The sequence below is a fragment of the Lamprobacter sp. genome, assembly GCF_034860625.1.
In the GTDB taxonomy this organism is placed as follows: domain Bacteria; phylum Pseudomonadota; class Gammaproteobacteria; order Chromatiales; family Chromatiaceae; genus Lamprobacter.
In genome coordinates, this window is sequence record NZ_JAYESN010000107.1 from 1 (window position 1) to 13,801 (window position 13,801).

Here is a 13,801-nt window from a genome sequence, read left to right on the forward strand (position 1 = left end):
TCCGGCAGCGCCAATGCCGAGACCCAGACTGGCGCCACCGAAGGCGGCGGTACCTCGTACAAGGTCTATTCCGGGGCCTTTCTGCAGGATGCCGATGACATCGAACGGCTGGTGGTCGGCTCCCAGGGCAGTCAGCCGATCTACATCCGAGATATCGCCCGCGTGCGGCCCTTGCCACAGGAGACCGAGCAGGTCGTGACCCATCTGACCGGGCCGGCCTATCAGGGCGAGCATCCAGCGAATGGCGCGCAGGCGGTGACGCTCGCCATCGCCAAGAAAGAGGGCGCGAACGGCGTGACGGTGGCCGAGGCGGTGCTCGAGAAGCTCGCCAGTCTCGAGCAGCGGATGATCCCGACCAATGTGCAGGTCGAGGTCACGCGCAACTATGGTCAGAGCGCGAATGACAAGGTCAATGAACTGCTGAAGGCGATGTTCGAGGCGGCGCTGATCGTCTCGATCCTCTGCCTGGTCGGCTTGGGGCTGCGCGCCGCGATCGTCGTCATCTCGGTGATTCCGGTGGTCATCCTGCTGACCATCTGGTGGGCCTGGATGGTCGACTACAGTATCGATCGGGTGAGCCTGTTCGCGCTGATCTTTGCCATCGGTATCCTGGTCGATGACGCGACCGTGGTGGTCGAGAACATCTTCCGGCACTGGCTGGAGCAAGGCAAGACCAGCATCGCCGAGGCCGTCGCCGCGGTCGATGAGGTCGGCAACCCGACCATCCTCGCCACCTTCACCATCATTGCCGCGCTGCTGCCGATGGGCTGGGTCAGCGGCCTGATGGGGCCGTACATGCGCCCGATCCCGGTGCTCGGCTCCTCGGCGATGTTCTTCTCGCTGATCGCCGCCTTCGTCTTTACGCCCTGGTTCGCGTTGCGGGTACGCCCGCGGCTGAAGGCCTTGGCGAGCGCCGAGCGTCGCGAGCAGCGCACGCGCGAGATCGTCAGCCGCTTCTACCGGCCGCTGGTGATGCCGCTGATCGAGAACCGGACGCTGGGCAAGGCCTTTCTGATTGGCACCATTGTGACGACCGCGCTGGTCTGCACGCTGTTCTACTTCAAGGTCGTGCCGGTGAAGATGCTGCCGTTCGACAACAAGCCGGAGTTCAGCGTTGTCGTCAACATGCCGGAGGGCACGGCGCTGCCGGAGACCGCCAATGTGGTGCGTCGGTTGGCCGAAAAGCTCAAGGAGCTGCCAGAGGTGGTGGCCATCCAGACCTATGCCGGCACCGCGCAGCCGTTCAACTTCAACGGCATGGTGCGGCACTACTATCTGCGCGAGCAGGCCTGGGAAGGCGATCTGCTGGTGCTACTCAAGGATAAGCATGAGCGCAAGCGGGGTAGCCATGAGATCGCGGTCGCCGCACGCGTGCTGCTGACGCCGTTGGCGGAGCGGCTCGGGGCGCGGATCGCCGTGGTCGAGATGCCGCCGGGGCCGCCGGTGCTGCAGACCCTGGTGGCGGAGATCTATGGCCCGACCAGCGCGGTCCGGCGGCAGGTCGCGCAGGACATGACGGCGATGTTCGAGCAGGCGGAGGGCGTGGTCGATGTCGATAACTATCTGATCGAGCCCTATGACGCCTGGCGCTTCGAGGTCGATACCGAGAAGGCGGTGCGGCGCGGGATCTCGGTCGATACCATCAACCGCAACCTGGCGATGGCGCTGGGGACGACCAAGGTCGGCGATGTGAAGCGCGGCACGGTGCAGGAGCCAACCTATATCGTCATCCAGGTGCCGCTTTCGTATCGCTCCGAGATCACCGCGCTGGGGAGCCTGCCGATTGGTGGACCGGACGGCCGCATGGTGCCGCTGGCCGAGCTGGGCCGCTTCGTGCGCCAACCGGAAGATCAGACCATCTACCACAAGGATCTGCGCCCGATGGAGTATGTGGTCGGTGAGATGGAGGGGCGGCTCGGCGCGCCGATCTACGGCATGTTCGCGGTCGAAGACCTGCTCGAGGGCTATGATCCGCCGGGGCCGGGCGAGACCATGAGCGGGATGCCAGACGGACTGATCGGGCCGCCGACGAGCGATGCGGTGGCCGATTTCGAGTGGTCGGGCGAGTGGACCGTCACCTATGAGACCTTCCGCGACATGGGTATCGCCTTCATGGCGGCGCTGCTGCTGATCTATGGGCTGATCGTCTGGGAGTTTCGCGATTTCGCCATCGCTGGCCTGATCATGTCGCCGATCCCGTTGACCCTGATCGGCATCATCCCCGGTCATCTGGTCATGGGTGCCGAGTTCACCGCGACCTCGATGATCGGCATGATCGCGCTCGGCGGCATCATCGTGCGGCAGTCGATCCTGATCGTCGAGTTCGTCAAGATCGAGGTCGCGCGCGGTAAGCCGGTGCACGCGGCGGCGGTCGATGGCGCCGAGATCCGCATGCGCCCGATCCTGATCACCTCGCTGACGCTGATGGCTGGCGCCTGGGCGATCATCGATGACCCGATCTTCCAAGGCATGGCGGTGAGCCTGCTGTTCGGTGCTGGGGTGGCGACCCTGATGGCGGTGATCGTGATCCCGCTCGGCTGCATCTCGCTGACGCGGCGGTTCTATCTGATCGAGACCGAGAGTGGCGAGCGGATGCTCTCGGCGGGCTATGCTGAGCTTGAGGGTGGGAACGGCGGCGGTGGTCATGGCGCTGGCTTCGGCTGCGGCGGTAGCGGCGAGGGCGGCATTGAGGCGCGAGACCTTGGAGGGGCTGGCAGCGCTTCCGAGATGGCATCGTCCACGACCAAAGAGACGCGGCAAGCGCAGACCTCTGGCGGCGATCTGCCGTTGTGGATGATTGTCTGGTCGGTGCTGGTGGCGGTGATCTCGGCGCTGATCAATGGGGTCATTGTGCTTGTCAGGCTGGCACAGTGGGCTGTTGATTGGATGCAACGAATTTTAGCCAGGGCTGCGGCTAGGGCTGGAGCCGGGTCTGAAACCGAATCTGGTACTGGATTGGGAGCTGAATGGGGAACTGAGCCTGAGCCTGAGCCTTGGGATGGGTATACGGCTGAGCCTGCATCGGAACCTGCATCAGAGCCAGAGCCAGAGTCAGAACCTGAGCCAGAACCTAGCGCTCGGGCTGAGCGGATGCGAGAGCGAGCATCGCCATCGCCGCAAACACCCACTCGCGATCGCCATGCTCAGTCGGGGGTCGAGCCAAACAAGCGCTCAGATTCTGCGGAGCGAGCACTTTCGGAGAAACTTAAGCAGCCGGAACAGTCGGCGCAGTTAGAACAGACGGAACAGACGGAACAGACGGAACAGACGGAACAGACGGAACAGACGGAACAGACGGAACAGCCGGTGCAGCCGGAACAACTGGTGCAGCCGCAGACGACGGAGAAAGCGGGAACTGCTCGGACTGCTACCGCGAAGGCGCAGGCAAATAAACAGGTCGCGAAGAAGGCGGTTGCAAAGAAGCCGGTTGCAAAGAAGCCGGTTGCAAAGAAGGCGAGTGCGAAGAAGACGGTCGCGAAGAAGGCAATTGCGAAGAAGCCGGCTGCTAAACAGCCGACAGCTCGAAAGACAACTGCTGAGACGACCAAGAAGGCGACCGCTAATCAGGCGACCGCCAAGAAGGCGGCGGCCAAAAAACCGGTAGCCAAGAAAGCTGTGGCTAAGAAGCCAGTTGCTAAGAAACCCGTTGCCAAGAAGGGCACCGCGCGTAAGACCACGCCGAAACCGGCGTCTTCAGAAGCGCCTTCGCGTTCAGCGAAGGGCTCGGGTCGAAATCAGCCAGCAAAGGATAAGAATGACGGATCAGGCTGATGAACTGCGATTTCCCCGATAAGCTGCGGCTCAAAGAGCAGGCCGATGAGGACCTGTACTTCGCTCGCCGTGACCGAGAATTGATCGCCTCGATCGCCGAGCGACGCCAACACATTCACCAAGGAGCCTCCATGACGACATTGTTTGATCCCATCCAGGTTGGCGCACTCGACCTGCCCAACCGCATCATCATGGCGCCGCTGACCCGCAACCGGGCGGTCGCCGGCCTCAAGCCCGGCAGTTTGCAGGTCGAGTACTACCAACAGCGCGCGAGCGCGGGCTTGATCATCACCGAGGCGACCCAGATCAGTCCAATGGGGCAAGGCTATCTCGACACCCCGGGGATCTATAACGGTGATCAGATCGCGGCCTGGAAGCAGGTCACCGATGCCGTGCATGCAGCCGGTGGGCGCATCTTCGTGCAGCTCTGGCACGTGGGTCGGATCTCGCACAGCTCGCTGTTGCCCGACGGTGCTGCGCCGGTCTCTTCAACCGACCGCCGCCCGAATGCGCAGACCTTTGCGGCAGCAGGCTTCGTCGATGTTTCGCCGCCGCGGGCGCTGCGCGATGAGGAGATCCCGGGCCTGATCGACGATTACCGCCATGCAACGCGCTGCGTGCTTGAGGCGGGGTTCGATGGGGTCGAAGTGCACGCGGCGAATAACTATCTGCTTGAGCAATTCCTGCGCGACTCGGTCAACGATCGGGCTGGCCCTTATGGTGGCAGTATCGCCAATCGCGCACGCCTCGTGGTCGAGATCATGCAAGCCGTTGCCGCCGAGATGGGTGCGAATCGTGTCGGCATCCGCATCAGTCCAATGACGACCTTCAACGATACCGCGCGCGATACTGATCCGCAGGCGTTGTTCGAACACCTGGTGACTCAGCTCGACCCGCTCGGGCTCGCCTATGTGCATGTGATCCAAGGCGAAACCGGCGGACCGCGTTATCCAGAGGATGCCCAACGGCCCTTCGATTATGCTGCCCTAAAGGCCTGCTTCAGTGGCTGTTGGATGCTCAACAACGGCTATGGTCCAGAAGATGCCCCTCAGGCGATCGCCGCTGATGAGGCCGATGTGATCGCGTTCGGCCGGCCGTTCATCAGCAACCCGGACCTGGTGCGCCGGCTGCGCGAGGGCGCACCGCTCACACCACCGAATCCAGAGACCTTCTATGGCGGTGGCGCCGAGGGCTACACTGACTATCCGACCTTGGAGGCCGGCTAAGTCGCTGTCTAATTTTTACATCCCGATGATCGCATGACAGTGATCCTCAAATCGGGAAGAAGTTGATGGATAGTTTCTAAGGCGAGACGGCTAGTAAGCGCCTTCGCTGCCATGAAAAAGCCTGGTGCCGGGGGCGAACTCACAGCTCGCCAGGCGCGACTGGCGCGCCCCGCTGAGGCGCAAGCGGTGTCAGGCGGCAATCGCTTGGGGCTCGTGCGTCAGGCAGGCCTTGGGGCAGACGCGCGAGCAAGCCTCGCAGCCAATGCAGTCGAGGGTGTTCTTGAGGTTCATGACCATCCCCGGCGCCTCGTCGAAATCGTCATCAAAATCGTCGTCATCGCCAAGGTCCAGCTCATCGCGATCGATGAGCTCGAAGACGTCGCGCGGGCAGACCTTGAAGCAACGGCCGCAGCCGATGCAGTTGTTCTGATTCAGGTCGACGATGAAGGCCGGGGTCCACTGGACGCCGCCGCGGGTGAGTCCGGTGATGGTGCTCATTGGCTTGCTCCGCTGGGTGGTTGATGGAATCGCCCTGTCGCCATCGGCTCAGGGCCATGACTGCTTGGGGCGTGGCTGCTTGGGGCGTGACGGGGACGACCAGCGGCTCTGGCCATTGGCGAGGCGGCGGGCGTTGCGTCATCATCTGTGCTCATGGCTGCTGTGCAGGGTTGTTATGCCGGGTGTGGCACTCAGGCATGGGCGGTTTGCGCCTGCTCGAGCCGAGCTTTTGCCTCAGCCCAGGCCTGGCAGGCATCGTAGGTCGCTTGTGCTACAGCTGGGATCTCGTCGAAGGCCGCTGGTAGGCGGTCCTCAACTAGGTCGTGCAACTCGCTCGCGCGTTCGCTGGCGATGCGCTTGGCCTTCTTCATGGCCTTTTCGAGGGCCTTGATCTCGTCGTCGCTCATCCGTTCCTCCGCGCGACACCCACGCCGTGCCGGGGTGTCTGAGGTGATGTTGATTGGCTTGCCCAGTTGCTTTGGCTGTTGGCTTGGCGCTTGGCTTGGCTGTTAGCTTGGCTGTTGGCTTGGCTGTTAGCTTGGCTAAAAGGGCTGTCTCAAAGGCCAGCGACCCGGCTGTGCTCGCCGATCAACTCGAGCGCGACCGAGAGCAGCTTGTCGCCTTCGTCCTTCATCTTTGAGAGGGAGGGAAAGCCGAAGCGATGCACGTCGCGCAAAGAGCGATCCAGTACCACCAGCTTGCCGACGGTGATCAGCACCCGTCCAAAGCCTTCGTGGGTCAGATGGAGTAAAGGTACGGCGCGCAAGCCACACTCCTTCTCGATCATCACGGCGATGGCGTTATAGAAGGCCTGGATGCGGGCCACGATGATCTCGTCGGGGTCGCCGACAATCGGGATCTCGCGCTTCTTTTCCTTGGTCAGCACGTAGGGCTCGAGCACCTCAGCCGCAGAGAGGTCGTCGTAGGTGCCATAGGGGTCGATCGCGCGCACCTGCCGGGCCATCTCGGTGGCAAACTCGGTGCTGAGTACCGGATCATTCGGGTCGATGGCCTGTGCTGCGGTTGCGGGCTCGGCTGTCTCAATGGTCATGGGCTTCTCCTATGTCGTTGTGATTGATCGCCATTCATTTAGTGTTCGGGTCAAGGTGCCCATGGCTTGGGCTTTCATTATTCTTCCCAGGCCTCGGTCGCCATGGCGTCGAAACGGCTCTCGCTGCGGGGGCTCTGCTGCTCGATGGCGCGCTTGAGCCAGGCGCTCGGGCCGTCGCGCAGCTCGCGCTTGAGGGCGTGAAGTTGGCTGCTGACCAAGCTCTCGGGAGCGACCTTGATCGGCTGGATGCCTTGAGCGCGCAGCTTGGCGATGGCCGAGGCACCGATGGCCTGACAATAGACCGCGATACAGCCGGACAGGGCCGCGATCTTGGCACCGAGCTTGTCTTCGTTGCCATCCATGTCGAGGCGACCGAACTGGGCGACCTCAAGCAACTCGTAGCCACTGGCTGACACGCGGTAGATCGCGAAGCCCTCGGCGGCGCCGAAATGCTGATTGACGCGTTTGCGGTCAGTCGTGGCAAAGGCGACCTTGATGGCGTTCGCGTCGGTGTCGTCGTGACCGACGAGCTTGAGCTGGCGTTTCATGGTCATGGTGTTGGCTTGCGTTCGGGTCCTGTGAGGAACAACCAGGCCAAGTAGTACGGGTTTCGCACAGGCTGTGGCACTGTCTCAGGCCACCGCCGCGCCGATTGCAGGATCAATTGATGGGTCAAACGATCCGCCCTGGCGCTCAGCCTCTGGCCACTGCTTCAACCGCGACCGATAGGGCGCGATCTCGCCCTTATGCAAACCGAGCATGATGTTGGCGAGATCGAACAGGGTTTGACGGCTGCCCTGGTAGCCAATCCACTGCCGCTGCCAGCCGCCGACATGATCAAACTGCGGGAAGCCCGCGCGCAGCAGCGGGATGCCAAGGCGCTCCGCGGTATGCGTGCCATGGCTATTGGTGATCAACACCTCGGCGCCGTTGGCGCGGGCGAGCTGCTCCAGGTCTTCCAGATCGCCGATCTTCACCTGGGCGGCGGCCACCTCGGCGAGGCTCGGCGCGTTGGTCGGCGCCACCGCGGCGACGGTCTCAGCACCCATGCTGGCGAGCAACTGCGAGAAGGCGACCAGCAGATCGGCATCGGCGGCGATCGCGAAGCGGCCCTGGCCGATCGAGAAATGGGCATCGAGCATCGCGTCTTGCAGCTGCGAGCGCTGGCGCTCGATGCGCTCGGGCACCGGCTCGGCGCTGATCTCGGCGAGTGTGCTGATGAAGCGATCCATCGCCTCCAGCCCCATCAGATGCGGGAATCGGTGGTCTGGAACCCCGGTACGCTCGGCGAGCAGATCGGCGGCGCCGGTCATCGAGCGGCCGATCACCAGTGTCGCCGCAGCGTCGCCCAGGGTTGCCAACTCATCGAGCGGGGTGCCGCCGATGGTCAGGGCACTGTAGTCGCTATCCACCAGATGGCCGTCGAGCGAATCGGCCAGATCAGGCAGCAACACCGGGCGTAGCCGGAAACGCTCGAGCAGATCCTTCAGATGCTCGAGATCGCCGGTGGTCAGCGCCGAGCCGGCGAGCACATTGATCTGCCGCGGCCGACGTCCAGGGCGGGTGCCCGCGGCGGTGGCCTTGGGCACCAGGGCGTCGATGATCGCTTTGACGGCGGTATTGAATCCGGTCTCGAGACAACCGCTGTAGTCCGGCGAGGCGACCGGGACCACTGCCACCTCGGCGTATTCCGGATGCCGGCTGCGGAACATCTGGATGGCACGCGGCACATCGGCGCCTTGCGTCTCGACCAGGCCGGTGGTCGGGATGCCAATCAGTGCTGGCTGATGCTTGGCGCAGATTGTCGCCAGCCCTTCGACGATGCTCTCATCGCCACCCATGATGGTACTGACCTGATCCATGGCCGTGGTCTGGATCGGCATCGGCTCGCGGAAATGCTGGATGAAGAAGATCTTGCCGAATGCGGTGCAGCCCTGGGAGCCGTGCAGCATTGGGATCGATCGGCGCATACCGAGGAAGGCGAGGGTGGCGCCGAGGGTCGAGCTGGCCTTGAGCGGGCCGACCGAGAGGGCCTTGTTGCGCTTGATGATGATGGGCTCAGCCATGGGCCACCTCCGCTCCAGTCTCGGTCTCTGGCGATTGCACAACCGGCGCATCGGCTGCGGCTCCACCGCCAGCGCTGCGCCAGGGCGGGGCACTGCGCACCGCAGCCCAGATCGGGCTTTCGATGGTCAGGCACATCTGCCGCGCCAGCTCGAGCATGCCGTCGTAGCCGGCATAGCCGAATTCGCGCTCCTGATTGATATCCAGGAAGGGGATGCGCGCCTTGAGTGCGGTGTACTGATTGCGTCCGCCGGCGACCAGCAGATCGGCACCTTGCTGGTGGTAGAGATCGAGCAGGTTGCGCGGGTTGCCGTCCTCGATCATCACCGCCTCGTCGCCCATCAGCTCGCGGATGCGCGCCTTGTCGTCCTCGGTCGACTTGCGGGTGCCAGTGGCGACCACGCCCATGCCGAGATCCTGCAGCGCCGAAACCACGGACCAGGACTTCACCCCGCCGGTGTAGAGCAGCACGCGCTTGCCGCGCAGGCGCTCGCGCCAGGGCTCAAGCTCGGCATCAATGCGCGTCTCCTCACGGGCGATCAGCGCCTCGGTGCGGGTGCTGAGATCGGGATCACCAATCAGGCGCGCAAAGTCACGCAGCGCCTGCGAGACGTCTGCAACCCCATAGAAGCTGCCCTCGAACCATGGCGTACCAAAGGCCTGCTCGAGCTTTCGCGCGACGTTGATCATGGCCTTGGAGCAGACCATCATGTTGACCTCGGCGCGGTGCATGGTCTGCACCTCGTGGAACCGCGCATCGCCGGAGAGGGTGCAGAGCACGCGGATGCCGAGCTCATCGAACAGCGGCATCACGCGCCATAGTTCACCGGCGATGTTGTACTCGCCGACCAACGCGACATCGTGCACCTTGAAACCAGGCCGCTCGATGCCGGCCGGGATCGGATCGGGCTCGCGGCCACCGCAGACCTGCTTGACCATGGTCTCGCCAGCAATACGGTTGCCGAGGTTCTTGGTGCCATAGAAGCCGGCCGCATCGACCGAGACCACCGGCTTGCCGAAGCGCTCAGCCGCGGCCTTGCAGACCGCATCGACATCGTCGCCGATCAACGCCGGCACGCAGGTGTTGTAGACGAAGACCGCCGCCGGGTCGTAGCTCTCGATCGCCTGCTTGATCGAATGGAACAGCCGCTTCTCGCCGCGGCCCATGATCACATCCTGCTCGGTCAGATCGGTGGTCATGCCGAGTTTGTACAAGGTCGGGCCGGTGGAGCGGCTGCCCCGATTGTCCCAGGCGCTGCCGGCGCAGGCGATGGAGCCATGCACGATATGGGCGACATCGCCGATCGGCAGCAGCGCGATCTGGGCGCCATCGAAGGCACAGCCGCCGGCGGTGGCGCCAGGCTTGGGCTTGGCGCAGCCGGACTTGGCCTTGTCGTTGTGCTCACAGGCGGGCTCGTCCAAGAGCGCGGCGATGTCTTTTTGCTTCATGCCTCAGGGTCTCGGTGGCTGAGCGTTGGCGAGGGGGGTGCTGCTGGATGCACGCTCATGGATGCATGCTGATGGATAACTTTTAAGCAGAGACCGTGCCAGCGAGCTTAAAAGACAGGCGTCTGAGCCTCTGTTCGTTGATTGATCAGCAACTTAGCGAATCGGCTGCCGCGCATTGTCGCGCTGCCGCGATTGTCGCAAAGCGAACAAGGCGAGCGCGTTGCAGCCTTTGCAACAGCTTCCAGAACGGCGGTTTGGAGCCGGAAGCGGGGCAGGGTTTCGGGTGCCAGGCCCTGAAGGCGGGACTCAACAGGGCAGAGTGAATGGTCCGTGGGGCGGCTCAGAGCGTGACCTATTCTGAGTGCGCGACGCCTCATGTCGTATCAGATCAGGCGCGCGTCGGGCCATCTCGCTGCGATCAGGCTTGAGCAAGCTGGGCAGCATGCGGTTACCTTCGCAAGCGGTGCCTGGTGTGCGTTGCTAAGCACTTTCGATTGGTGTTGAGCTTCCTACTTGGCTCATTGGCATTCGCTTTGCTTGTTCGGTAGGGATTGCCCCCAGCCTCCAAGGAAACGCATGTCCATCGAACTCTCCGATCTTGCCAACGCCATGCGCCGCGGCGATCTCATCCCTTATCTCGGTCCCGGTGTGTTAGCGCCGGTCGTCGAGCGCGAGACAGGGGTTTCAATGCCCGCCGATAGCGACAGCCTGATCCTGGCGATGAACAAGGGTCGGCCGATGTCGAAGCGGCTGATGTGGGAATTCCCCCGCGCGGCCATGGATGTCGAGCTGAAGCGCGGGCGGAGCGCGGTCAACCGGTTCCTGGATCACACCTATGGCCAGCGCCAGTGGACGCGCGCCCCGCTGCACGACTGGCTTGCCAAGCTGGCGCCTCACTATGTGATCGACATCAACCGCGATACCCAGCTGCAGGACTCCTATGCGGATCGGCCGCATACGCTGATCCGTGGGATCTCGCGGATTGCTGGCACCGACTACCGTTTTCGCATCCATGCCTACGATGGCGACCGCTATCAGGAGATCGATCAGGATCAAGTCGACCCGGCCGCGCCGATCCTATTCAAGCCCCTCGGCAGTCCGCGACCGGATGCAACCTACATCGCCTCAGATGCCGATTTCGTCGACTATCTGACCGAGCTGATGGGTGGCTTCGGCCTACCGCGCTTCCTCAAGGAATACCGGGTCGGGCGCCAGTACCTATTCCTCGGACTGCGGCTCACGCGCGACACCGAGCGCATGGTGCTCTCAGATGTGATCTATGCCGCTGGCGAGCCCGCCGGCTGGGCGTTGATCCCAGAGCCGACCGATAAGGAGCGCCGTTACTGCGAGAAGAAAGACATCCAGCTCGTCGAGGCCGACATCGACGACCTGCTTGCCGCCGATGGATTTACGGCCAACGACAGCGCGACCGCAGAGGCAGTTGCGGGCGCGGCCGAGGCGGGGTGCTGAGGTGCTCGAGCGTCCTGACCGCTATATCAGCTTCCGCGATATCGACTGCGACGGAAACGCCGAGCGCTTCGTCACCGCTTTACGCACGGCGATGCGCGCCGGCGAGCGCGATGATCCGTTCTGGAGCTACTTCGAGGCCAAGCTCGAGGGTCGCAACGGCCCGCAGCACGATGCGCTCTATCATATCCACTGCCATCTGAACCATCTGCGCGAGCTGCTCGAGCGTTGGGATGAGGCTGAGCTGGAAACGATGCTCGAGGCGCTTGAGGTCGAGTGCTGCTAGAGGCCGAGAAACAGCGCACTTCTGATTCGCAAGCTTTGCGATAACCGAGACATTTGCGCTGTAGCGATTTTCGGCCGCCCAGCCCCTGCATCGCTAGAGCGATTCCGCTGGCGGAGCAGCGCGAACGGGGCCTCCAAAGCGCGCGGGAGCGCTAGCAGGCGCTTCAGATGAGAGCCATTCTCATCGCTCGCGAATCATAGGCAAGCGCCACCCTCGGGAGCCTTGCCCCGATCCAAAACCGACGGCTTGAGCGGGGTCGGGCTAGCCCGTCGCCGGGATCGGCTGCACCAGCGAGCGCATCTGCTCGGGACGGCCTTGTCGGACATGGCCCAGCGCCATGGCCATCATCACCGCGATGGCCAAGCCGACGCGGGTGGTCATCTTGGCGATCCCGCGGATGAAATGCAGCTCAAAGCCGAAGTGGCGATCGATGCGGTTGTTAATGCGTTCCAAGGCACTGCGGCCGTTGTAGCCGCGCTGCCAACTGGGGCTGCCATGCGGCGTGGGGACAAAGATGCGCCGATCCTGTTCATCGAGCTTGATGCGCACCACGCGCCCATACTCCCCAGGTGTCACACCACCGGCCTGGTGACATTGGGCCTGGCCTTGGCACGGCAGGCCATAGGCCGCGGCCGGACAGCGGTACTTGAGGGCGTTGCGATCGGCCTCGAAGCCCTGAAAGGCCAGATCGCGTTGCTCCCCGGTTACCGGGCAGACACAGTGAACCGAGCCCTGCTCGGTATGGACAATCGTGTCAGCCCGCTCGGGGTTGAGCGCTCGGGTGATGGGCTTGGACGGGTCGTCGTCCGGATGCTGTTTCTCCTCACGCCACAGCTCGCGGGTGTCGATCAGCGGGCGGATGGCGTCGTCATCCCAGAGCAGCGCCTTGGTCTCAGCGCTATCGAGTCCGCGATCGGCGCTGAAGTCCCGGCAGCGTTCAGCCAACTCCGGGGTCTCGGCGAAGGTGGCGCGGATCATCGCCCGCAAGGTCGGCTGTTCCGAGACCGACGCCGGCGTGAGCGCAAACGCCACCGGGATCTCATACTGGGTATCGGCGATTAGATGCAGCCCATAGCCGAACCAGCGCTTGATCTTCTTCCAGGCCTTGCCGGTGGCGGCATCAACGCCTTGGGTCTCGTGATGCCCCCAATCGGCATCGGGATCGGAGGTCTCACCGCTCGTGCGCGCTTTCTGCCCGGTGCTGTGACTGGCGATGTCGGTGCCATCGAAGCCAAGGTGCTCACCGAAGTCGGGCAGCACGGCCATGAGCTGCTCGCGCAGGATCACCGCCATCTCGCTGATCATGCCGAGCGTCTCTTCGAGTTCGATGACCGTGGCCAGAAAGCGTGAGACGTTCCAGCTCCTGGGCACGGCGCGCTCCGGCTCCGAGGGGGCGGGCACCTCAATGCGCGCGAGGCCCGTCTCAGGATCGGTCACGATCTGGGGCTTGGGCTTGCGCTGAATCGGCAGCGGGTCGAAGCCGCAGGCCTCCAGGAGGCTGGGATTGCGGGCAAGCTCGCGCAGCAGCGATTCGATGCTCGCGTGCTGGAAGACGATGCCGGCGAGCAGCAGGTTCCACATCGGGCGTACCGGGTCGTCGTTGCGCCCCTGTCGACGCATCACCTCGAGGTCTTGCACCAGGCGCTCATCGGGGAGATGATCGATCGCTAACTGCAGGCGATCGAGATCGCTGCGCGCCTCGATCGCGTCCCAGGAAAACAGGTTCGTTTGTGTCATGGCCACCAAGGGGTCTCTCCTCTTCAGGGGTGTCGTCTCGACAGCGACAATGATCCCTTGGTGGCCGCCCTTTTTCACCCCCCCGCGTGGCGCTTGGGGTGATTTTTCCCCTTCTCGGCCGAGCGTCACGCGCAAGTCATTGATTGTTCGTTCGCCGCTGGGGTAAACGAAATCTGACCTGGCTTGCAGGCTCATTCAATTCAGTGGGTTAGAGACTGCGCAAATGGCTCAGACCATGGCCTCTCGGGAATA

11 protein-coding genes are annotated in these 13,801 nt (G+C 63.5%); 4 read left to right on the forward strand and 7 right to left on the reverse strand.

Features of this window, described 5'->3' with window-relative positions; translation table 11 throughout:
- Positions 1-3,771, forward strand: a 3,771-nt coding sequence (locus VBE63_RS19885; RefSeq protein ID WP_323684760.1) for an efflux RND transporter permease subunit, incomplete at its 5' end; no start/stop codon positions are given.
- Between the two features lie 131 nt (positions 3,772-3,902).
- Positions 3,903-4,997, forward strand: coding sequence for an alkene reductase (locus VBE63_RS19890; RefSeq protein WP_323684769.1), 1,095 nt, complete (start codon positions 3,903-3,905; stop codon positions 4,995-4,997).
- A gap of 189 nt (positions 4,998-5,186) precedes the next feature.
- On the opposite strand, the gene fdxB is transcribed toward VBE63_RS19890, so the two are convergent.
- From fdxB to nifE, 6 genes are all read right to left on the reverse strand, one after another.
- Positions 5,187-5,495, reverse strand: coding sequence for a ferredoxin III, nif-specific (fdxB, locus tag VBE63_RS19895; protein WP_323684761.1), 309 nt, complete (start codon positions 5,493-5,495; stop codon positions 5,187-5,189).
- 191 nt (positions 5,496-5,686) lie between these two features.
- Positions 5,687-5,902, reverse strand: a complete 216-nt coding sequence (locus tag VBE63_RS19900; RefSeq protein ID WP_323684762.1) for a CCE_0567 family metalloprotein — start codon at positions 5,900-5,902, stop codon at positions 5,687-5,689.
- Between the two features lie 149 nt (positions 5,903-6,051).
- Positions 6,052-6,546: a NifX-associated nitrogen fixation protein gene (locus VBE63_RS19905; RefSeq protein ID WP_323684763.1), complete on the reverse strand. Its 495-nt coding sequence runs from the start codon at positions 6,544-6,546 to the stop codon at positions 6,052-6,054.
- A gap of 77 nt (positions 6,547-6,623) precedes the next feature.
- Positions 6,624-7,100 carry a NifB/NifX family molybdenum-iron cluster-binding protein gene (locus VBE63_RS19910; RefSeq protein ID WP_323684764.1) on the reverse strand — a complete coding sequence of 159 codons (477 nt, stop codon included), beginning with the start codon at positions 7,098-7,100 and terminating at the stop codon, positions 6,624-6,626.
- 78 nt (positions 7,101-7,178) lie between these two features.
- The gene (nifN, locus tag VBE63_RS19915; protein WP_323684765.1) at positions 7,179-8,612 is read right to left on the reverse strand and encodes a nitrogenase iron-molybdenum cofactor biosynthesis protein NifN; all 1,434 of its coding nucleotides are present in this window, start codon (positions 8,610-8,612) and stop codon (positions 7,179-7,181) included.
- Complete coding sequence (gene nifE, locus VBE63_RS19920) at positions 8,605-10,059, reverse strand: nitrogenase iron-molybdenum cofactor biosynthesis protein NifE (RefSeq protein WP_323684766.1); 1,455 nt, start codon at positions 10,057-10,059, stop codon at positions 8,605-8,607. The genes nifN and nifE overlap by 8 nt, the downstream gene beginning before the upstream one ends.
- A gap of 576 nt (positions 10,060-10,635) precedes the next feature.
- Between nifE and VBE63_RS19925 the strand changes: the two genes are divergently transcribed.
- Positions 10,636-11,529 carry an SIR2 family protein gene (locus tag VBE63_RS19925; RefSeq protein WP_323684767.1) on the forward strand — a complete coding sequence of 298 codons (894 nt, stop codon included), beginning with the start codon at positions 10,636-10,638 and terminating at the stop codon, positions 11,527-11,529.
- Between the two features lies 1 nt (position 11,530).
- Positions 11,531-11,812, forward strand: a complete 282-nt coding sequence (gene cowN, locus VBE63_RS19930) for a N(2)-fixation sustaining protein CowN (RefSeq protein ID WP_323684768.1) — start codon at positions 11,531-11,533, stop codon at positions 11,810-11,812.
- A 261-nt stretch (positions 11,813-12,073) separates the two neighbouring features.
- On the opposite strand, the gene VBE63_RS19935 is transcribed toward cowN, so the two are convergent.
- A complete protein-coding gene (locus VBE63_RS19935; RefSeq protein WP_323684770.1) occupies positions 12,074-13,549 on the reverse strand; it encodes a transposase in 1,476 nt (491 codons plus the stop codon).
- Between the last annotated feature and the right edge of the window lie 252 nt (positions 13,550-13,801).

Bases quoted from the DNA above. Each gene is read 5' to 3' on its own strand.
- VBE63_RS19890 (WP_323684769.1), top strand. From the start codon at position 3,903: ATGACGACATTGTTTGATCCCATCCAGGTTGGCGCACTCGACCTGCCC.
- fdxB (WP_323684761.1), bottom strand. From the start codon at position 5,495: ATGAGCACCATCACCGGACTCACCCGCGGCGGCGTCCAGTGGACCCCG.
- VBE63_RS19900 (WP_323684762.1), bottom strand. From the start codon at position 5,902: ATGAGCGACGACGAGATCAAGGCCCTCGAAAAGGCCATGAAGAAGGCC.
- VBE63_RS19905 (WP_323684763.1), bottom strand. From the start codon at position 6,546: ATGACCATTGAGACAGCCGAGCCCGCAACCGCAGCACAGGCCATCGAC.
- VBE63_RS19910 (WP_323684764.1), bottom strand. From the start codon at position 7,100: ATGACCATGAAACGCCAGCTCAAGCTCGTCGGTCACGACGACACCGAC.
- nifN (WP_323684765.1), bottom strand. From the start codon at position 8,612: ATGGCTGAGCCCATCATCATCAAGCGCAACAAGGCCCTCTCGGTCGGC.
- nifE (WP_323684766.1), bottom strand. From the start codon at position 10,059: ATGAAGCAAAAAGACATCGCCGCGCTCTTGGACGAGCCCGCCTGTGAG.
- VBE63_RS19925 (WP_323684767.1), top strand. From the start codon at position 10,636: ATGTCCATCGAACTCTCCGATCTTGCCAACGCCATGCGCCGCGGCGAT.
- VBE63_RS19935 (WP_323684770.1), bottom strand. From the start codon at position 13,549: ATGACACAAACGAACCTGTTTTCCTGGGACGCGATCGAGGCGCGCAGC.